Source organism: Streptomyces cadmiisoli, assembly GCF_003261055.1.
In the GTDB taxonomy this organism is placed as follows: domain Bacteria; phylum Actinomycetota; class Actinomycetes; order Streptomycetales; family Streptomycetaceae; genus Streptomyces; species Streptomyces cadmiisoli.
Map to the genome: position 1 here is coordinate 1,000,633 of NZ_CP030073.1, position 19,595 is coordinate 1,020,227.

A 19,595-nucleotide genomic window follows, 5' to 3' on the forward strand; every position below is an offset into this window, starting at 1 on the left:
CTCCACACCTCGATGTGGGCTCTGGTCACACAAAGCTCGGGACGCATGGGCTCATCGCTCGCCCCGCTCCGTTGAGAACGGGGACGAGCCATGCGCTCGAAACGCGCTCGCGGCGGTCGGTGAGCAGGGGCTGAATGATCCGACCGGCTAGCCGCTCCGCGCCTCCCCCGTGCCTTCCGCCTGCGGCGGTGTGGTGGTTCCGCCCGGGACCAGGACGGCGAGGGTGTTGCGCGCTTCGAGTCGGAGCGTGCGGCGCCGCGCGAAGGTCGCGGTGAGCGCGAGGATCGAGACCGTGCCTCCGTAGAGCGCGGCGGCAATCGTGGAGAGGAGCCCGACCGTCATCGGGCACGCACCTTTCTTCCCCCGTTCGGCCGCCGGTACAGCACACGGCGGGCGGTGATGCGTTTCCCCTCCACCATACGCGCGTCGTCAACTCCCCGTCACCCACCGCGTCTTGTCGGTCGCGACGGCGTGATGCGGCGCACCGTGCCGCCCGGCGACGGAGCGGTTCACGCCTGACTCCTGTGCGATGTCGTCACGGTCCGACTCGGCCCGCCTCGACGTCCTCACCTGCGCCGCGCAGGTTTCGCCGGCGAAGGAGCAGCGGCGGTACCGCCGAGACGGCCGCCAGCACCGCGGCGGCGACCGCCCACGGCACCCCCGAGAAGTCGTCCGCGCCGACGGCGTGGTCCACCGACCAGTTCCCCGGTCCGGTCACCGCGACGACCAGCGCGAGAGAGCCGTAGAGAAAGGGGACTTCGCAGCCTCCGAGGTGAGCCCAGAGCCCGTTGGCGGCGCTGGGCGCCGCGGCGACGATCATGGTGCCCATGACGACGGCCGCGGCGAGCGGCGTCACCGCACCGGCCCCGAGGAGGACGGCACCGACCAGCTCGCACGTCCCGGCCAGCAGCACCATGGGCCTGCCCGGCCGGAAGCCCCAGCTCTCGAAGACGGCGGCGGTGCCGTCGGGTCCCAGGCCCCGGAACCACCCCAGGAGTTTCTGGGCGGCGTGTCCGAACAGCAGTGCGGCCAGCAGCAGCCGCAGGAGCAGCAGGCCGGCGCTCATGTCGCGATGTCCGGGTACGGCAGCGAGAAGTGGGCCAGCCGCCGGGCGTACTCCTTCTGGTAGTCCAGCCCATCGTGATCGCGTTCGAACATCGCGATGAACAGGGTCAGTGTGAGGAAGGGGTGGGCGCCCAGTTCGAACAGCTTGGGGTAGTCGTGGTCGGCGAGCGCCTCGCGTTCCGCGTCGTCCAACCGGAGCCAGGTCGACGCCTCGCCGGAGACGCAGTTGAGAAGGGTGTTGGCCCGCTCGGACTCCCACCACCCGACGGTGCCGCGCGGGTCGGCGCGGTACCGCTCCACCAGGTCGGGATCGCGGTCGATCGTGTAGAGGAACTTGTTGACCAGGTACTTGCTCATGCCGGAACCCCCTTCGGATACCAGGTGAAGTAGGCCTCCATGGTGTGGAACAGGTCGAGCGTGTCGACGTGATCGGCCTTGGCGCCCTCGCCGGCGACTCCCATCATCAGCATGAAGTCCATGAAACCGTGGGTGGCGTTGCCCGGCAGATGCAGGCTGTCCAGGGTGACCTCGGACAGGCAGCCCTCGATGTCCCCGTTGGCTATCCACTCGACCGCCCGTCGGTCGAACTCGGGATCCGGCCCGTGTGCCCCGAACTGGCGTGGCCCGCCGAGTTCGAGGGAGAGGTGTCCGGTGCCGATGACGGCGACGCGCTGGTTCGCGGGCCAGCTCTCGATGATCTCGCGGATGCTGCGCCCCAGCTGCACGAACCGCTTCGGCTGCGGCAGCGGCGGCGCGAAGATGTTGGTGTAGAGGGGCACGATCGGCAGGTCCGCCTCGGGGCGGAGGGTGATGATCGGGCAGGTGATGGAGTGGTCGATGCGAAGCTCGTTGCTGAAGGCGAGGTCGAATCCGGCGTCCAGGCCCTGGCGCAGTACGTGGGCGGAGAGCTCCTCGTGCCCCTTGAGCAGCATCCTGGGCAGGCCGAACTCGCGTTCCTCGTTGTAGAAGTTCGCGTCGTAGAACGGTGCCTTGCCCACCAGGAACTGCGGCATGTTGTCCAGCCACAGTTGGTGGAAGTGGTCGGAGCCGACCATCACCAGCACATCGGGGCGGGCCCGGGTCAGGGTCTCCCGGAACTTCTCGATCTTGGCCACCCAGGTGTCGGCGAACGGGGGCCGGTCCTCACCGGTGGCCGTGCTGGCGCGGTAGTAGAACGGATGGTGGGTCGAGGCGATGACTGCGACGAGCTCTGCCACGGGGCCTCCTTCGTGTGGCCGCCCGCTCCGGTCGGGGATCGGGGCTGCCGGGGACGGGGTCAGTCGTTGGGGGGCTGGACGTGGACGGCGTTGCGGTCCACGGAGAGGTAGACGTCCATGCCGATGGGCGAGCGCTGTTCCTCGGCGAGCTGGCCGAGGAGTCCGGCCGCACGCGCCAGCAGTGCGTAGCCGCGCAGCAGGGCGATGGGCAGCCCGAGGTCGGCCAGGGCCGCGCCGCACACCCCGGCGCCGTTGAGCGGCAGTGTACGGCCGAGGACCGTGGGGTGGACCCGGCCGATGGCCTCGAAGAGGCGCAGGTGCGGGCCCTTGACGCCGTTCTCCTCGGCGAGGGCGATCAGGACCGGCGTGCGGGGGTCCTGGACCTTGTGGACGGGATGGCCGAGGCCGGGGATCAGCCGCCGTTCCTTCCTGGCGGCCTCGACCAGTTCCAGTGCCACCTCGTCCCAGGCTCGCTCGTCGGAACCGCCGGATTCACCGGAGCCGCCGGGATCAGCGGAGTCGTCGGAGGAGTGGGGCAGTCGCTCCGCGTGGGTGGTGATCGCCTCGTGCAGGAAGCGGCCGCAGTCCTCGGTCACACCGAGGAAGCGGGAGCCTCCGCCCAGCAGTCCGGCGGCGAGCGCCCCTTGAAGGGAGTCGGGTGCGGACAGATAGGTCAGCCGGGCCGCGATCGCGGTCGGGGTGAAGCCGTGGTCGGCCAGGGCCACCAGGACGGCCTCGAAGACGCGGACCTCGGCGGGCGTGGGGCGGCGTTGGGCGGACATCCAGAAGGCCAGCTCACCGAAGCCGACCTGGCCCATCAGATCGGCGGCCAGGTCGTGGCCGAGCAGCGTGATGGTGCTGGTGTCCGAGGTGCCCAGCGAGGTCGGGTACCGGGGCGGGCGGTCGGGGTCCGGTCGTTGCACGATGGAACGCTCCTCCAGGGTCGGTCGGTCGTCGCGGGTGGCGTCCGCTCAGTCGCGCGGTTCCGCGAGCCAGGCGCGCAGTTCGGCGCCGTGCTCGTCGAGTCCGGGCGGAGGCAGTCGGTAGTGGGCCGGTGTGGCCGAGAACGTGATGGGGTGACGGACCGTCGGTACCGCGGTGTCGCCGTCGCCGACGGTGACGACCGGTGCCAGGCCGAGCTCGTCGGCGAACGCGACGCCTTCGTCGATGGTGTTGATGGGTGCGCAGGGCACGCCGGCGGCGAGCAGCTCGCGGAACAGCTCCTGCCGGGTGCGTCCGGCCAGGGCTTCGACCAGCAAGGGCCGCAGTTGCTCGCGGTTGGCGGTGCGGTCCTGGTTGCGGGTGAACCGCGGATCGTCCGGGAGGCCGGGCAGGCCGAGCACCTTGCACAGCCGCGCGAACTGGCCGTCGTTCCCGGCGATGACGATGAGTTCGCCGTCGGAGACGGGCAGCGGCTCGTACGGGAACAGGCTCGGGTGGGCGTTGCCCATCCGATACGGCACCGTGCCACCGGCCACATAGGCGCTCGAGTGGTTGACCAGCCCGGAGAGCGCGGTCGACAGGAGGTTGACCTCCACGTGCTGGCCCCGGCCGGTCTGCGCGCGATGGCGCAGGGCGGCCAGGATGCCGATCACGGCGTGCAGTCCGGTCATCACGTCGAACACGGAGATGCCGGCCCGGTACGGCTGACCCTCCGGGTCCCCGGTCAGGCTCATCAGGCCCGAGATGGCCTGCACCATCAGGTCGTAGCCGGGCAGCGACGCACCCGCACCGGTACCGAAGCCGCTGATGGACGCGTAGACGACGCCGGGGTTCTCGGCCCGGACACCGGCGTAGTCGAGTCCGAAGCGGGTGAGCCCGCCGGGCTTGAAGTTCTCGATGACGATGTCGGCGCGCGCGGCGAGTTCCCGCGCCAGTGCCGCGTCGTCGTCGTTCTTGAGGTCGAGTGCCAGGGAGCGCTTGTTGCGGTTGACCGCCAGGTAGTACGTCGAGACCTCGTCCCGCACGGGCGGGAGCCAGGTGCGGGTGTCGTCACCCTGAGGGCTCTCCACCTTGACCACCTCGGCACCCATGTCGGCGAGCAGCATGGTCGCGTACGGGCCCGCGAGTACGCGGGAGAAGTCGGCCACCAGCAGTCCGTGCAAGGGGCCCACCGGGCTGGTCCCGGGGTTGTCCGTGTCGTCGTCAGCCATGCTGTCAGCCTTCTCCGTCCGCTCTACGGACATGCGTCCGTTCACGGAGTCTCGATCGAGGAGACCACGCTGTCAAGGTTCGCGCGAGACCTATTGACAGTTCCCCGAGGGCGACCCATGGTTGCGCCAGCGCACCCGAAGCTCGCCATACGGACGAGCGTCCGAAACTTTCCCGAGGTGCACGAACGACGACGGAGGAGGCACGAGTCGTATGACAGCAGCCGAAACCGGCGGGACCGGCGGCGCCCCCGCGGTGGGCACACCCGTGGTGCTCCGCAACGCGACCGTCCTGACCATGGACGACCGGAAGACCGTGCACAAGGAGGCCGACGTCCTGGTCGTCGGCGAGCGCATCGAGGCGGTCGGACCTTCCCTCGCCGTACCCGAGGGAACCGCCACGATCGACGCCACCGGCGGCATCGTCATGCCCGGCATGATCGACACACATCGGCACATGTGGCAGACCGCGATGCGCGGCTACGGCGCGGACTGGACCCTGACCCAGTACTTCGTCTGGTACTACCTGGAGCACGGCAAGCACTTCCGCCCCGAGGACATCCACGCCGGCAACCTGCTGGCCGCGCTGGAGGCTCTCGACGCAGGTGTCACCACGACGGTCGACTGGTCGCACGGCCTGCAGACCCCGGAGCACGCCGACGCCGCCGTCGACGCCCTGGAGGAGACCGCGGGCCGTTTCGTGTTCGCCTACGGCAACATCCACAACGGGCCCTGGGAGTGGTCGGCCGCACCGGAGTTCCGCGCGTTCGTCGACCGCCGCTTCCACGGCGACGACATGCTGGGCTTCCAGATGGCCTTCGACGTGACCGGCGATCCCGCCTTCCCGGAGCGGGCCGCCTTCGAGGTCGCACGCGAACTGGGTGCCAAGGTCACGACGCACGCGGGCGTGTGGGGAGCCACCGACGACGACGGCATCCGCCTCATGCACGAGCACGGCTTCATGACACCGGGCACCGTCTATGTGCACTCGGCCACGCTCGCCGCCGACTCCTACCACCGCATCGCGGCCACCGGAGGATCGGTCTCCGTGTCGACCGAGAGCGAGCAGAGCTGCGGGCAGGGCTACCCGCCCACGTGGCGGCTCCGCTCCTACGGCGTCCCCGTCTCGCTGTCGATGGACACCAGCGTGTGGTGGAGCGCCGACATGTTCTCCGCGATGCGCGCCACGCTCGGCGCCGACCGGGCCCGCGAGCACCTCGAAGCCCACGCCGAGGCCCGCACCGTCACCCACTCCAGTCTCCGTGCCGAGCAGGTGGTGGAGTGGGCGACCCGCGGCGGGGCCGGAGCCCTCGGGCTGGACGACAGGGTGGGCAGCCTGGAGGCCGGCAAGAAGGCGGACCTCGTCCTGATCAAGAACGACCACTCACCCGTCATGTTCCCCGTCCTCAATCCCTACGGCCATGTCGCGTTCCAGGCCCAGCGCGGGGACGTGCACACCGTGATCGTCAACGGACGGGTCGTCAAGTACGAGCACCGGCTGGTCGGTTCCGGCCTGGCCAAGGCCCGCCGGGCGGTCGAGGCGACGGTGGATCACCTGCGTGGACGGCTCGGGGCCGAGGCCTGGGAGCGCGGCATGAATCCGGACGTCCCCGAGACGAAGATCCTCGACAACCCCTACGGGTACACGGAGTACCGCAACGCGGCCACCCACCGCGGCTGATCCGACGCCGGGGGGCTGCGCGCCTCCGATCACGCCCGGCCCCGTGCGCCGTTCCCCGTGCGCCGATCCCCGATCCCCGATCCCCGATCCCCGATCGCCGATCGCCGTTCGCCGATCGCCGTTCGCAGGTCTCCCCGTTCCGCCGCACCCCCGGCTTCCCACTCCCCCGTTACCGGCGTCACCTCGCGCCGTTCCACCGTCCTGTCCTTCACCGTTCCACCGTTCAGCCGTTCCACCGTTCCTTCCCTCTCCGCTCCAGCCCGCCGACCCGGCTACGGCTGACCCGACCCGAGGACCTTCAGGTGGCACAGACAACCCCCGAAAGAACAGACGCCTCTTCCCCCTCGACGGGGCACCCGACACGCGCCGCGGTCGCCATCGGCTTCGCCGTGCTGTGCGTGTCGTACATGCTCAACGCGATGGACCGGCAGGTCTTCTACCCGCTGCTGCCGGAGATCCGCGAGGACTTCGGGTTCTCCCTCGACCAGGGCGGGCTGCTGGCCACCGGCTTCACGATCGGACTCGCGCTGGCCGGACTGCCGACCGGATATCTGGTCGACCGGCTGTCGCGCAAGAGCGTGCTCCTCATCAGCGTCCTGATCTACTCCCTCGGCACCCTGGCGATCCCGCTGGCCACGGGATTCGTCGACATGAGTGCCTACCGGCTCGTCTCCGGCGTCGGAGAGGGCATGCAGGCCACCGCCCTGTACGCGGTCATCGGGGCGTTCTTCTTCCACCGCCGGGCCGTCGCCGCCGGTGTCGTCGGTGTCGCGTTCGGCGCCGGTGTGTTCCTCGGCCCTCTCGTCGGCACACGTATCGCCTCCGCGGCCGACGACTGGCGGGGGCCGTTCTATGTGTTCGGTGCGGCCGGTCTGGTGGTGTGCCTGCTCATCGCCGTGACGGTCAACAGGGTCATGACCGAGTCGGTCACGGGCACCGCGTCGACGGCGGCGAAGTTCGATCACGTGCCGGCGAGCCCGTACAACCGCAACACCCTGGGCCTCGGCATCGCATGCGCCGTCGCCGGGCTGGTGTTCTACGGCTTCCTCGGCCTGTATCCGACGTACCTGCGGGAAGAACTCGGTTTCACCGCGGGGCAGGCGGCACTCGCCGTGTCCTGCTCGGGATTCGGCGCGATGATGGCGCTGCCGGCGGGCTGGCTGGGCGACCGCTTCAACCAGCGCAATCTGCTCGGTCTCGCCTTCGTCGCCACCTCGGCCACCGCCTGGCTGACGTACCAGTACGCCACCTCGCCCGGCGCCCAGTACGTGCTCGCCTTCCTCATGGGCACCTTCGCGAGCGGCTTCCTGTTCACCAACTGCACCACGGCCATGCAGCGTGCGGTGCGTCCCGAGCACGTCGGACGGGGAGCCGGGCTGTTCATGCTGACCTACTACGTGGCGGCGGCGTTCTCGGGTCTCCTGTTCGCCCGGCTGGTGGCGGAGCTCGGCTGGGACGGCGCCGGTCTGTGGCAGCTGACCGTGCTTCCCGTGCTCGGCCTCATCGGCCTGACTCTCGTCGACCCCTCCCGGATGCTGGTACCACGCTCCCGAACCGACGCGACCTAGTGCCGCAGCAGCAGGCCACGAACCGGTGGGCCTCGCGCCGAGGTGGCGACGAGGCCCACCGTGTCCGCACCGCGATCGGAGGCGACCCCCGGAGACGACGACACGACGCCCCAGGCCTCCATATGCTGGGCGAAGCACAAGCGTCGAAGTGTCCACACAGCGGACAGCGCCGTGGCTCACTGGCTCACCACCGCCAGGGGCCACCGAGAGGAGTCCTCATGCCGCGCGAAGGTACCGGGCCCGATTTCATCGAGTCCCTGGCGCGAGGGCTGGAAGTGATCGCCGCCTTCCAGCCGCGGCAGCCGGTGATGTCGCTGGCCGAGGTCGCGAACGCCACGGGACTGGCCCGGCCCACCGTGCGCCGGATCCTGCTGACGCTGGCCGAGCTCGGATACGTACGGCAGCACGCCGGCGGTTTCGCGCTCACTCCCCGGATCCTCGATCTGGGCGTCGCCTACATCCAGTCGATGGGGTTGTGGGACGTGGCCCGGCCGCATCTGGAGCGGCTGGTGGAACGCACCGAGCAGTCCTGCTCCATCGCGCAGCTGGACGGCTCGGACGTGGTCTATGTCGCCCGCGTGGCCGTCCCGAAGATCGTCACTCTCGCGGTGCAGATCGGCACCAGGTTTCCCGCGCTGCCGACGTCGCTGGGCAAGGTCCTGCTGGCCGCGCTGCAACCCGACGAGGTCGCCCGGGTCCTGTCCGAGCCGAGCAGGTCGGGCCTGGTTCCGGTGTGGCAGCCGGATCGCGAGGAATGGGAGGCGGAGCTGCGCGAGGTCCGTGCGCGCGGCTGGGCGATGACCGACGAGCAGTTGGCGAAGGGCATCCGGTCGGTGGCGGCGCCCCTGCGCGACGGCTCGGGGCGGGTCATCGCCAGTGTCAACGTCAACGCGCATGCCGCCGAGACCCCGGTGGAGGTGCTGCTCGACGAGTACCTGCCGCTGCTTCTCCAGACCGCCGGGGAGATCAGTGTGGATTTCGCCCGTCTGGAGTCGGCACCCCACGTGCAGCGGCCGTTGGCGCCGACGGGCTCCGGCTGACACCCGGCTCGTCCACGTCCAGGGGCCGGGCACTCCGGCGAACGGCCGGCCCTCGGGACGCGGAACCTGCGACGCGGATCAGGGTCGACGCTCAGGGTGTCGGGCCGGAGGGTCCGCCACGAGGTGACGGGGGTCGGCGGCGCGGTTGATCGCCGACTCGACGGCCCCGACCCGGTCGGCGAGAAGGCCGAGGGCGGCGACGGCGCGGGTGAACTGATCGTGCTCCGGACCGCCGAGAGCCTGCGCGCGAACGTACCGGGCCTTCACCTCCGACCAGCGTGCCGCCTGCTCGGCGCTCAGGGTGCCGCGCAGTTCGGCCAGCTTGAGCAGATTGGCCTCGGCGCCGGTGGTGAGGGTCTGGGCCTGTGCCGCGTAATGGTCGTCGATCAGCGCCGACACCTCGGTGTCGTTCATGACGGGCCGTACACGCTGGGCGATCCGGTTCATGGTGCGGTACGAACCCTGGAGCCGGAACGGGGGTTCCGTGCGGCTGGCGTCGGACTGCGCGGCGGACGCGATGTAGGCGGCGTTCACCGCCAGAACCGTGGCGCGGATCGTCAGCAGGTGGCTCAGGACCGCGACGATCCGCGTCCGCTCGGCGGGACTCCAGGGGTGGACGAGCCGGTCGGCGCGGGCCGTGGGATCACCTTCGGCGAGCCGGAGGAACAGGTCGAGGTCGGCGCGGTCGCGGCCGGCGAGCGGGGCGAGGACGGGGTTCGCGGTCAGCGCGTTCTCGACGAAACTCAGCGCGAAGACCTGTTCCTTGCCGGCCAGGACGTCGCCGAGGTTCCACACGTCGGCGCGGTTGGCCAGCATGTCGGGCACGTGGAACCGGCCGCCGGACTCGGTGTGCGGATTGCCCGCCATGCAGACCGCGAAGCGTTTCCCGCGAAGGTCGTACGTATGGGGCCGGCGGTCCCGCACGCCGTCGATACGGCGGGTGGTGTCGCACAGCGGGATGAACGTCTGCATCAGCTCGGGCGAGTTGTGCTGGATGTCGTCCAGGTACAGAAGGGTGTTGTTGCCCGCGGCCAGCGCGAAGTTGATCTTCTCGACCTCCTGGCGTGCGGTGGTGTTCGGGGCCTCGGCCGGGTCGAGCGAGGTCACCGCTCGGCCGAGGGCCGGGCCGCTCACCCTCACCAGCATCAGGCCGAGTCGATCGGCGACGTACTCCATGAGGCTCGTCTTGCCGTAGCCGGGCGGGGAGATGAGCAGGAGCAGTCCCCCGGTGTCGGTGCGCCCGGTCCCACCCGTGGTGCCGAGCTGCTTGGCGAGGCTGTCGCCCACGAGCGGCAGGTACACCTCGTCGACCAGCCGGTTGCGCACGAATGTGGACATGGTCCTCGGCCGGTACTCGTCCAGGCGCAGCCTGGTTCGTTCGGCGGACGTCAAGGCAGCTCGGCGGCGCTGGTAAGCGCGGTGGGCGGGGACCTGCTCGAGGCGGAACGCGCCCGTGCGGGCGAGGAGTTCGTCGACGCGGATCGTGAGGCTGCCGCCGGTGAGACGGGGATGTGTGCCGAGCAGGCCGCCGACGGTCTCGGTCAACGGCGCGTCGGATGCGTAGCGCGGCAGGTCCGGGCAGAGTTCGGCGGCGACGGCCTCGGCGAGGTCTCCGGCGGTGACGTGCGTGCCGGTGGAGACGGCGTACGAGGACAGCCAGGCGTCGACCAGTTGGCGGCGCGCGTCCAGGTCGTCGAGGGCGGCGAGATCGTCGGCGTACGCGGGGGTATCCAGCGTGCGGCGGAACTTTTCCAGGAGGGTGCGTGTGGTGGACCCGATGACAAAACCGCCGGGTCCCGTGGTGAGTTCGTCGAAGAGGTAGGCCGCAGCGGCCTGTGCACCGGGTCCCCCGATCGCCTCCGCCAGTTCGGCCTGGAGGTCGGCGATCGCGGCCACGGGGCCGAAGGTGTCGCGTGCGCGCGCCAGTGACACGGCACGCCGCGACCACCGCGTACGGGTCTCGGGCGTCGTGCCGTGGGTCCACATCAGCACCGCCCGGGCTCGGGCGGAGGGCTCGTGGCGCAGCCGGCCGGCCGTCGCGTGCAGGCGGAGCAGCGCGCTGAGGATCAGGACGGTGTCGTGGTCGTGGACCCCGCGTACGTACCCCTCGTCGTACGCCTCCTGGGCCGCCCTGCGCACGAGTGCGGGCAGGTCGGCCTCGGCGAGGGCCGCCGGGCCGTGCTCGTCGAGCAGTCGGGCGGCGAGGTGCTCGGCGCGGTAGACCTCGGGGGACTCGGACGGCAGCGGGCGGTCCCAGTACGGGCGGGTGGATGCGAAGTCGGGGTCCGTGATCGGGGAGCGGTGGTCCGTGCCGGTGAGCGCGAAGGCGAGCGTGTCACCGTGGGGGACCAGGGCGATGTCGAGCGGTTGGGTGTTGACCGCGAAGCGGTGGGTGCCGAGGCGGAGGGTGCGTCCGTCGTCGGCGTAGAGGTCGCTCCGGTCGCGCAGGGCCCGGACGGCCTCCTGGCGGGCGGCCCGGATGCGGTCGTCCAGTTCGTCCGCCCGTACCCGGTCGCCGAGTTGCCGCAGTTCGTCGGCCAGGCGGCGGGCCTCGGCCGGCATCGCGTCGGAGCTGAAGTACGTGGCGACGGCGTCGGCGTCGGCGAGGGTGGCGGCACGGTGGGTGACGGTCGCCAGGACGCGGGCCGCCGATTCGGCCAGCCGCTCGGCCCGGCGGGCGCGGATGTCCATGAGGTTCTGCTTGCGGACGGCGAACGCCTCGTGGATCTCGTCCCGCTTGTCCGCGAGTTCGGTGAGGAAGTCGTCGAAGTGGACGAAGCGGGCTTCCAGGTTCTCCAGCCGGAGCAGCACGCGGGCCAGCTGTTCGTCGCACTTCTCGGGAGTGTCGGCCGACGCGAGCGCGCCGGTGACGGTCTGCCCCAGCAGGGAGAACTCCGCGGCGAACTCGGCCCGTCCTTCGAGGTCGAGCAGCTCGCGGCGGCGCCCGTCGAGGACGGCACGGGCGCGGTTGACGCCACCGAGGACCTCGGCGACGCGCTCCAGGACGGATGTACGGACCGTGGCGTCGCCGATGTCGAGGCTCGCGACGACCTCGGTCACCGTGTGCAGCCCCTCGGCCAGTTCGCCGATGCGGGCGGCGACGAGGGCGGCCTCGGCGACCCTGGCGATGCCCGTCGCATCGGCGAGGAGTCGTTCGACATCCGTGTGAAGGTCGGTGAACGCGTGCTCGTCCGCCAGGTGGGCGACCGCCCTCCGTCCGAACGAGGCGAGGTCGCTCTCGACGTCCGCGGCCAGTTCGTCGATACCGGCGATGTCGGCGTACCGCATGTCCTTGAGCGTGAGCAGGTGGCCCTGCGCCTGTCGGAGTTCGGTCAGACCGGACACCCAGACGGTCACACCGCGCGGCACGTCGCCACGCAGCCGGCGTACGACCGCGGAGACATGTTCGGCCGTCTCAGCTAGCGCGTCGGCGGCCTGCCGGGTCAGTGCCCGGACGGCTCGGAACTCGGCCAGCACCTGCTCGGCTGTGTGCCGCACCTGCTCCAGCGGCTCCAGCAGGTCGCCGAGTTCCGCGTCCCCCAGCCAGTGGTGGGATTCCGCCGCGCGGACACACGCCGCGGCCAGTGCCCCGTACACCTCGCTCGTCTGGGTCGTCCCGGCGACCGAACCCGCGATGGACAGGCAGTCGGAGACACCGCGCACGAGGTCGACGTTGCCGACGCGGGCGAGCGGCCCGTCACCGACGTGCCGGCCGGCGGCATGGGTGTCGGAGACGTACGGCGAGGACCACAACTGGAGCGGGTGGAGCCGCTGTTGCTCCGCGCCGCCGGAGCGCAGCAGGAACAGGGCGCCGTCGTCGAAGAGGTCCCACCCCTGGCAGGGCAGCGGAGTCGCGACCTCCTTCCGGATCGTGTCGTACGGCAGCAGCAGGCCGCGGCCGGCCGCGTGTGCGCGGAACGCGAAGAGGACCTCATCCCCTTCGGGCGGGCGGACCACCCGCTCGAACTCCAGGTCCCCGGTGTCGACGCCGTCGAAGGTCCGGTGCGTTCCGTCGGCCAGGCAGTAGCCGCCGGGGAAGACGACGCCCTGGTTCGCGGGCAGGCGGCGGCACGCCCGCCCGATGCCGTCGAGGCGGACGACCGTCCTGGTGAGCGTGTTGAACACCAGGTAGCGGTGGGCGTCCTCCTTGTAGGGAAGGACGCGCAGCAGAATCAGGGCGCCCACACGCGCGTACGCGATGTCGGCGTCGGCGAGCGACTGCAACGGCTCGGCGACGGGCTCGGAATGGACTCCCTCGCCGGAGTTCGTGTCGTCCTCGGCCTTGACGGTGAGGGCGCCCGCGACGGTCGCCACGAACACCTCGCCCTCGACGGACACGTGCGGGTGGCGGCCGAGAACGTGGTCCGCCCGGGTCGTGACGGTCCACGAGAAGTCGTGGGCGGCCGGGGTGACGTGGTCACGCTCGCCGCGCGCGTCGAGGAAGGACACCTGCCCGTCGTCGGACAGCGCCCACCGCAGGACACGTACGTCGTGCACCGTCTCACCGGTCTGGAACACGGCCAGCAGCCGGCCGTCGACGCGGTGGAGCCGGAGGAGGCGGGCCTGGCGGTAGTAGCGGTGGAGGGCGGCGAACTCCCGCACGAAGGCCGGATCGTCCAGCAGCCCGGGTACGGCGTCGGCGGGCCGCCTGTTCAGGTCGCGGTCGTACAGGGTGAGGACGTCGGCCACCACCGTCTCCGCCTTCGCCCCGGCGACGGTGTTGTGGCCGAACAGCAGGCAATCCCCGACGGCGACGATGTCCCGAGGCGCACAGAGGTGCTCGGTGCGCAGCGGCCGAGTGCCGGTGAGTTCCAGGCCGGCCGCGCCGAACGCCTCTGCGCGGCGGGCGTTGAGTGCCTCCGCCCGGCGTGCGAGCTCGGCGGCCCGCGCGGTCAGCCGGTCGCGCAGCACCTCGTACGTACCGGTGTCCAGGTCCGTGGCCCCGGTGGTCATGGGATCCCTCTCGGATGTCTCTGGGACGTGGGGCGACGGTCCGGAGCTGCCGTCCCCTGCGCGGCAGCTCCGGACCGGCGGTCGGTCAGCTCCGGGCGTTGCCGTTCAGGGCGGCGAGCGGGGTGTCGGCGACACCCAGTTCGCCCGCCCTGTCGAGCAGTTGCCGCAGAGCGCCGGAGTCCGTCCCGCCCGTCTTCATCAGCCTCATCAGCAGTGCGGAGACCGTCAGGTTCTGCACGTCGGTCGTGGAGACCGAGCCGAGGAGGCGACCGAGGTCGTCGGTGAAGCTGCCCGTGCCGTCCAGCCAGGGCCGCGCCAGAGCCTGGGCGGTCTCGGAGTTCTGCACGAAGGCGTCGACGCCCTTGCCCAGCGCTATCGAGGACACCAGCCGGTCGAGGAAGACCGATTCGCCGCCGACGATGTTGATGTCGGCGTTCTCCAGCCCGGTCGCCAGCACGGTGGCCTGCGCCTCGGCGATCTGCCGTTGCACGTCCAGCCCGGCCAGCCGGATGTCCTTCTCGGCCGCCAGCCGCAGCCGGTACTCCTCGTGCGTGCGTGACGCCTCGTCGAGTGCCGCCATCGCCGCCGCCTTCTCGGTGAGGCCCGCCGCCTCCGCCTTGAGCTTCTCCCCGATGGCCGACGCCTCGGCGAGTGCCGCGGCCCTGGCTCCCTCGGCCTCCGCCCGCAGACGCGCCTCGGTGGCCCCGGCCTCCGCTCGGCCGGCCTTCTCGATGACCTCGGCCTCCTTGTCCCTGACCTGGACGGCCGCCAGGCCTTCGGCCGCCGCCTCCGCCTGCACACCTTCGGCCAGGCGCAGCTTGGCCCGCGCATCGAGATCGGCGGTCTTCAACCGCGCCTCGGCCAGCGTGACTTCCTCCGCCGCCCGGTGCGCGGCGGCCTGCTCCGCGGCCTCCGCCGCCTTGATGTCCTTGACGAGCCTCTCCTGCGCCTCGGCCTCGGCGGCGATGACGACCGCCTGCCGCTGCCGCTCCGCCTCTTCCACGGCACGCAGCTTCTTGATGGACTCCTCCTGCTCGGCGACCGTACGGTCCACCGCGACCCGCTCACGCACGACTTCGGCGATCTCCCGCTTCTCCGCCTCGACCTCCTTCGACGCGGCGATCTTCGTCAGCTCGGTCTCACGTTCGCGTGCGATGACTTCGAGGAGCCGGTCCTTCTCGATGCGCTCGCTCTCGATGGCGATGACGCGTTCGCGGTTCTTCGCCGCGACGGCGACTTCCCGCTGCTGGTTCTCGCGCTGTACGCCGAGCTGTTCCTCGGTGCGCAGGAAGGCTCCCTGTGCCCGCAGCCGCTCCTCCTCCACCACCCGCGCGGTCTCGGCCTCCTCCCGGGCCCGGCTGGTCTCGATCTCCCGCCGCTGCTTGATCTCGGCATCGGCCTGGCGGCGCTCCAGCTCCAGGATGGCCTCCCGGGCGTCGACGTTCTGCCGGGTGATCTCCTTCTCCTCGGTGCGCCGTGCCTCGTTGGTGCGCACGTGTTCCACAGCCGTCAGCTCGGTGATCTTTCGGATGCCCTGGGCGTCGAGGACGTTCGCCGGGTCGAGCTGGGTCAGCGGCGTCTGCTCCAGGTAGTCGATCGCCGCGTCCTCCAGGTGGTAGCCGTTGAGGTCCACGCCGATGACCTCGATGATCCGGTACCGCAGCTCCTCACGCTTGGTGTAGAGGTCGGTGAAGTCCATCTGCTTGCCGACGGTCTTCAGCGCCTCGGAGAACTTCGCGTGGAACAGCTGCTGCAATGTGTCCCGGTCACTCGCCCGTGCCGTGCCGACGGCCTGGGCGACCTTGACGACGTCCTCCACGGTCTTGTTGACCTTGACGAAGAACGAGATACGTATGTCGGCGCGGATGTTGTCCTTGCAGATCAGTCCGTCCTTGCCGGCCCGTGTGATCTCGATGGTCTTCACCGAGATGTCCATCACCTCGGCCTTGTGCAGCACCGGCAGCACCACCTGGCCGGTGAAGGTCACGTCGACCTTCCGTGTCCTGGAGACGATCAGTGCCTTGCCCTGCTCCACCTTGCGGAACAACCGGGAGAAGGCGAGCAGTGTGACGAGCACGAGGAGCAGACAGACACCCACGCCCACGGTGACGGCATTCATGAGAGACATCCTTGACGAGTCAGGAAACCGGAGGCCGGGACGGACCCGGGCACCTACGGGAGTCGGAAACTTCGCGACGGGGCACCGTCGCTTCGGCGCACCCTGCCGGCGGGGCCGGTGCGGCTCAGGCGGTCCGGTCGCACGGCTGCGGATGCGCGTCGCGGCGTCCGCTCCGGGCGAGGCGTTCGGCCCCGCCGCGGGCCCACGGCGACTCGACACGCGCCCCGGCGAGTACGCCGCGATCGTGCAGGCGCGGGCGGGCCGCCCCGGGTTCGTCGGGGTGGTGGGGACGCAGCCGCCGTACGAGCGCTCGCGTCACGCACCAGGACGCGGTGGAGGCGGCGGCGAGCACGCCGAGCCGGGCCGACGCGCGCGCCCACCCGGACGACGGGACGACCGGGTCGAGCAGAAAGGCGGCACCGAGGCTGGCGAACCAGGCCAGCCCCGTCCACAGGGAGAACGCGACCGCGACCGGGACCCCGCCCAGCCCCCACTTCCCGAGGTCCGCGTCCCCGTCGAAGGTGCGGGGACCGGCCGCGCCCACCGCGACCAACAGCCAGAACACCGCGGCCACCAGCGACGGAACGGTGAACAGGAAGGTCGGAAAGGCCGTGGCGGCCTCCAGAAACGTCCTCATGCCCAACCCCCCTGTCGCCGCCGTCGCGTGACGGCCTTCGCACGGCTGCCGGGTCTTGATGCCGGACACCTGCCGGTGTCCGGCATCGAGACTTCCTCGCGTGCTCCCCTGTGCCCTCATCCTGCCCACGGCGGCCCCGTTGTGCATTGCCGACTTCCGGCAGTCTTTGCCCGGTCCTTCATGCCGGTCTTCCGTCAAGGAAGCGTCAACGGCGCGGCAGAATCGGCACGGGATCGGCACGCGGCTCTCCCGGAGCGGACGCCGCGCTGCTCACAGCGGTCTGGCCGGCCAGTCGAGCAGGCGGGCGCCGATGACCGCGGTCTGCAGGGTGTAGCGCTGCCCGGGGTCGGCCGGGTTGGTGCCGGTCAGGGTGTGGACCCGTTCCAGGCGATAGGTGAGTGCCCGAACGCTCAGTGCGAGCCGCCGGGCGGTCTCGGCCGCGACGCAGCCGGTGTCGAAGTAGGCGGTCAGTGTGTCGAGGAGCGGCCGGGCTCCGCCGCGGGCTTCCTGCAGCGGGCTGAGGGTGCTCCGCACGAGGTCCACCAGGGCCTGCCGGTCGCGGGCCAGCACGGGGTAGACCAGCAGGTCGGCGGCGCGCAGCACCGGGTCGTCGAAGCCCATGCGCTGGGCGACGTCGAGGGCGTTGAGGGCTTCTTCGTAGCTGTGCCCGATCCCGACGGTGCCGGGCCGGGGCCGGCCGATGGCGACCTGGCCGCCGTCGGTGGCGGCGTGCGCCTGTTTGGCGAAGTGGGTCAGGACGTCGCCCTGGTCACCGGGGGCGACGCAGACCATCCGCCCGTCCTTGGTGGTGAACAGGATCCGGCGGTTCTCGAAGCGGCCGAAGAGGGCGTCCTCCACCTGGCGCGGGACGGGGTCCGTCTCGTCGTACTTGTCGGGGCCTTCGGCGACGGCCACGGCGTGGACGCGCGAGAGACGCAGCCCGAACTGTTCGGCACGGGCGGAGAGGTGGCCGGAGTCGCCGCGTCCGTGGAGCAGGTCGTCGATGAACTCGCGTCTGGCCGCCTCCTCCTGCCGGATGACGAGTCGCTGGGCGCGCTCATACCCGTCGGCGAAGGCGTCCATGGCCTGTTCGAGGACGAACAGGACGTCGTCGGTGCCGGCCGAGGCGGGCCGGGCGGCGCGGCCGGCGGCGAGATGTTCGCGCACCAGCACACGCCATCCGTATCCCGATGCCGCGGCCTTGGTGCCCAACTCGCGGCGCGAGGTCAGTTCGTCACGGGTGAGACGACGGCCGGTGGAGGAGGCGTCCGCCAGGATCTCGGTGAGGCCGTCGAGGAACTGGCCGGGTGTGTCGTGTGCGGTCACATGTGCCTCCCAGGGGCGGTCGAGGAGTGGGCCGGCGCCGCCGGTCGGGCGACGGCACCGGCTGTGGTGCGCCGTGCTCGTGCTCAGGCGGTGGCGGGTGCCGGGTCCGCTTCGGCGTGGCCCGCCTTCTCGGCTGCGGCGGACCGGCGGGTGAGCCGGCCGACCAGCGGCTCGGTGTAGCGAGCGGTGAGCGGTCCGACGACGACGAGGATCAGGACGTAGGCGGTGGCCAGTGGTCCGATACGGGGCTCGGTGCCGACGGCGAGTCCCGCGATGACGATGGAGAACTCGCCGCGGGCGACGAGGGTGCCGCCGGCTCGCCAGCGGCCCGCGCCCCGGATTCCGGCACGGCGGGCGGCGTACCAGCCGGTGGCGATCTTCGTGAGCGCGGTGACGACGGCCAGGAGGAGGGCCGGGACGAGGACGGGCGGGATGGCGGCCGGGTCGGTCGACAGGCCGAAGAAGACGAAGAAGACGGCGGCGAAGAGATCCCGCAGCGGGGTGAGGAGGTTGCCGGCGCCCTCGGCGACCTCGCCGGACAGCGCGATCCCGACGAGGAAGGCGCCGACGGCCGCGGACACCTGGAGTTCCTGGGCGATGCCCGCGATCAGCAGAGTCAGGCCCAGGACGACCAGCAGCAGCAGTTCGGCGCTGTCGGACGAGACGGCGCGGCTGACCAGGCCGCCGTGGCGCAGGGCGACGTAGAGCACGGCGCCGACCGTGCTCAGGGAGATCAGCAGGGTGAGGGTGCCGCCGGCCAGGCTGACGCCCGCGAGCAGGGCGGTGAGGATCGGCAGATAGAGCGCCATCGCGAGGTCCTCGATGACGAGGACGCCGAGGACGATGGGCGTTTCGCGGTTGCCGAGCCGGCGCAGGTCGCCGAGGACCTTGGCGATCACTCCCGAGGAGGAGATCCAGGTGACGCCGGCCAGCGCGACGGCGGCCACCGGGCCCCAGCCCAGCAGGAGTGCCGCGACGGCGCCGGGTACCGCGTTGAGGACGAAGTCGACCGCCCCGGAGGGGTATTGGGTCTTGAGGCTGGTGACGAGTTCGGAGGCGCTGTACTCCAGTCCGAGCAGGAGCAGCAGGAGGATGACGCCGATCTCGGCGCCGGTGGCGACGAACTCCTCGCTGGCCCGCAGGGGCAGGATGCCGCCGTGGCCGAAGGCCAGCCCGGCCAGGAGGTAGAGGGGAATGGGCGAGAAGCCCACCCGTCCGGCGAGGCGGCCGAGGAGCCCCAGGGCGAGGATGATGGCCCCGAGTTCGATGAGCATGGCTGTGGTGTTGTGCACGGGCGTCTGTCCTCCGGTTCGGTTCGGTGACGGCGTCTGTGCCTTCGTGGTCGCGGACGGTGATCGCGCGCTGCCGGTGAAGTCGGCGAGGTGGGTGGGGCAGGCGTCGGTGCCCGGCCCGGCGCGGGGCGGCGGCATCGGCCGCGCGTCGCGGGACGGGGCGCCGTGCGGATCGGCGGGGCAGGTGGACCGGGCCGGGAAACAGGCCGGGAGGCACTTGCGGAGCGCGTCCGGCCGAACGTCAGACGCCGAGTGCGGCGTGGCCCGGGTCGGGAACGCTGTCGCGCGCCGTGTTGTCGATGCGCGCGGTCCTGACCGCTGTCACGGCCGGACGGCAGTCGGCCACGGCGACGGGAAGGCCGCAGGCGTGGACAGCTCGGTCCATGTCACGTCCCCCGTCCCACCGGCGCCCGGAGTCACCGGGCAGCAATCTCACAGAATGAGCAGCCAACCGCTCAATGGAGCGCTGCGGCTTGGTAAAGCAGTTTAGCGCACGACCAATTACCCATAGTTCGCGAGGTGTTGCATAACCGCCGTAAAGGTCCGG

15 protein-coding genes are annotated in these 19,595 nt (G+C 71.1%); 3 read left to right on the forward strand and 12 right to left on the reverse strand.

Annotated elements, in window-relative coordinates; all coding sequences use genetic code 11:
- Positions 1–147: 147 nt before the first annotated feature.
- The 6 genes from DN051_RS03990 to DN051_RS04015 all read right to left on the reverse strand — a co-directional run bounded on the left by DN051_RS03990 (position 148) and on the right by DN051_RS04015 (position 4,435).
- On the reverse strand, positions 148–342 hold the full coding sequence (locus DN051_RS03990; RefSeq protein WP_112437991.1) for a hypothetical protein: 195 nt from the start codon (positions 340–342) through the stop codon (positions 148–150).
- A gap of 193 nt (positions 343–535) precedes the next feature.
- Positions 536–1,066 (reverse strand): DoxX family protein, encoded by a 531-nt coding sequence (locus DN051_RS03995; protein WP_053757753.1) that lies wholly within the window; start codon positions 1,064–1,066, stop codon positions 536–538.
- The gene (locus DN051_RS04000) at positions 1,063–1,422 is read right to left on the reverse strand and encodes a hypothetical protein (protein ID WP_053757754.1); all 360 of its coding nucleotides are present in this window, start codon (positions 1,420–1,422) and stop codon (positions 1,063–1,065) included. The genes DN051_RS03995 and DN051_RS04000 overlap by 4 nt, the downstream gene beginning before the upstream one ends.
- On the reverse strand, positions 1,419–2,282 hold the full coding sequence (locus DN051_RS04005; protein WP_112437992.1) for a DODA-type extradiol aromatic ring-opening family dioxygenase: 864 nt from the start codon (positions 2,280–2,282) through the stop codon (positions 1,419–1,421). Before DN051_RS04005 ends, DN051_RS04000 begins: the two co-directional genes overlap by 4 nt.
- A 59-nt stretch (positions 2,283–2,341) precedes the next feature.
- Positions 2,342–3,205: a citrate/2-methylcitrate synthase gene (locus DN051_RS04010; protein ID WP_246040914.1), complete on the reverse strand. Its 864-nt coding sequence runs from the start codon at positions 3,203–3,205 to the stop codon at positions 2,342–2,344.
- 48 nt (positions 3,206–3,253) lie between these two features.
- The gene (locus DN051_RS04015; RefSeq protein WP_112437993.1) at positions 3,254–4,435 is read right to left on the reverse strand and encodes a CaiB/BaiF CoA transferase family protein; all 1,182 of its coding nucleotides are present in this window, start codon (positions 4,433–4,435) and stop codon (positions 3,254–3,256) included.
- 211 nt (positions 4,436–4,646) lie between these two features.
- Here DN051_RS04015 and DN051_RS04020 point away from each other — a divergent pair, with 211 nt between their 5' ends.
- The 3 genes from DN051_RS04020 (at position 4,647) to DN051_RS04030 (ending at position 8,721) form a co-directional block, all read left to right on the forward strand.
- The gene (locus tag DN051_RS04020) at positions 4,647–6,113 is read left to right on the forward strand and encodes an amidohydrolase family protein (protein WP_053757757.1); all 1,467 of its coding nucleotides are present in this window, start codon (positions 4,647–4,649) and stop codon (positions 6,111–6,113) included.
- A gap of 302 nt (positions 6,114–6,415) precedes the next feature.
- The gene (locus tag DN051_RS04025) at positions 6,416–7,681 is read left to right on the forward strand and encodes an MFS transporter (RefSeq protein WP_112437994.1); all 1,266 of its coding nucleotides are present in this window, start codon (positions 6,416–6,418) and stop codon (positions 7,679–7,681) included.
- Between the two features lie 218 nt (positions 7,682–7,899).
- Positions 7,900–8,721 (forward strand): IclR family transcriptional regulator domain-containing protein, encoded by an 822-nt coding sequence (locus tag DN051_RS04030; RefSeq protein ID WP_112437995.1) that lies wholly within the window; start codon positions 7,900–7,902, stop codon positions 8,719–8,721.
- A 78-nt stretch (positions 8,722–8,799) separates the two neighbouring features.
- Here the strand turns inward: DN051_RS04030 and DN051_RS04035 are convergent, their stop codons facing one another.
- The 6 genes from DN051_RS04035 to DN051_RS44875 all read right to left on the reverse strand — a co-directional run bounded on the left by DN051_RS04035 (position 8,800) and on the right by DN051_RS44875 (position 19,433).
- Positions 8,800–13,674 carry a DNA repair ATPase gene (locus DN051_RS04035; protein WP_112437996.1) on the reverse strand — a complete coding sequence of 1,625 codons (4,875 nt, stop codon included), beginning with the start codon at positions 13,672–13,674 and terminating at the stop codon, positions 8,800–8,802.
- Positions 13,675–13,759: 85 nt separating this feature from the next.
- A complete protein-coding gene (locus DN051_RS04040) occupies positions 13,760–15,793 on the reverse strand; it encodes a flotillin family protein (RefSeq protein WP_053757760.1) in 2,034 nt (677 codons plus the stop codon).
- Positions 15,794–15,917: 124 nt separating this feature from the next.
- Complete coding sequence (locus DN051_RS04045; RefSeq protein ID WP_112437997.1) at positions 15,918–16,430, reverse strand: hypothetical protein; 513 nt, start codon at positions 16,428–16,430, stop codon at positions 15,918–15,920.
- 270 nt (positions 16,431–16,700) lie between these two features.
- Positions 16,701–17,756 (reverse strand): PucR family transcriptional regulator, encoded by a 1,056-nt coding sequence (locus DN051_RS04050; RefSeq protein WP_112437998.1) that lies wholly within the window; start codon positions 17,754–17,756, stop codon positions 16,701–16,703.
- A gap of 83 nt (positions 17,757–17,839) precedes the next feature.
- A complete protein-coding gene (locus DN051_RS04055) occupies positions 17,840–19,048 on the reverse strand; it encodes a cation:proton antiporter (RefSeq protein WP_053757816.1) in 1,209 nt (402 codons plus the stop codon).
- Positions 19,049–19,289: 241 nt separating this feature from the next.
- Positions 19,290–19,433 (reverse strand): hypothetical protein, encoded by a 144-nt coding sequence (locus tag DN051_RS44875; protein WP_159053979.1) that lies wholly within the window; start codon positions 19,431–19,433, stop codon positions 19,290–19,292.
- Positions 19,434–19,595: the final 162 nt, after the last annotated feature.